This is a genomic window from Bartonella sp. AC130YNZD, assembly GCF_042196865.1.
Taxonomy (GTDB): domain Bacteria; phylum Pseudomonadota; class Alphaproteobacteria; order Rhizobiales; family Rhizobiaceae; genus Bartonella.
Genome location: NZ_JBHIQZ010000133.1, coordinates 1 through 860, shown reverse-complemented (window position 1 = coordinate 860; position 860 = coordinate 1). Strand labels below are relative to the sequence as shown.

At 42.8% G+C, this 860-nt stretch carries 1 pseudogene; it reads right to left on the bottom strand.

The window, feature by feature from the left end:
• Positions 1 to 860: pseudogene (locus ACFINU_RS10100) on the bottom strand (filamentous hemagglutinin); the annotation flags it as partial.

The window sequence follows — 860 nt, the reverse complement described above, 5'->3', positions numbered from 1 at the left end:
AAAGCTTCTGAACCAATCTGGCGATCCTTGCCATTGGCTATATCTAAAGAAACATCGCGGCTTCCATCAGCTTTATAACCATAACAATAACCATCCTGGATATTGGCATTACAACCCATATAGGTTTTTTTATAAGCCGTTGCACCTAAATTGGTCAGCACATTGGCGTGGATATCGGCATTTCCCCCTGCTCTCATAGAGCTATAATGGTTGTCAATGGTATCAGCGTTAATAATAAGATTGCCACTAGATTGTATTACCCCCGAAACAGTTGGTTTATGCGAAAATGCTTGTGTGACAGTCTTTTCTATCATGTGTGACCAATTTTCGTTTATTGACCAGCCCCCTCCTGCCTTCCGCCGAGAACCATTCCATTGGTAGCGTTTTACGGACTTTTGATCATAGACAGGCTTAAATTCCCAAGTAAAAGCCTTATAGACTGTTCCATCGCTTGAAATTGCGGTGCCATAGGTTTCTTCTTTGCTCGACCAAAGAGGAACATCCAAGAAAATTCTTACGTGCCCGTCAAAAGGTCCGGTATGACTTTGATGTTCGTGTCCCTTTCCCCAAAGGTTGGGACCATCTTGATATAACATCCCATCACTGAGCCTATCAGAACCCTTTGGTCTTTGGAAAGAAATATCGCTATATTCGGTTTTTTCTGTGATGACAGGCGTGCTATCAGCTTCGTTTTTCAGGGTGTTGGTTTGGATATTTAAGTTTCCACCAGCTTGAATAAAGCCTGCTTTGTTAACAAGGGAAAGGCTTTTTCCGCTGCCAGCCGCATTGGTGAAACCCAAATCACCCTCTGCTAAAATGGCACCAAAATCATTCAACAAATCCCCATCAACTTGTAAAGC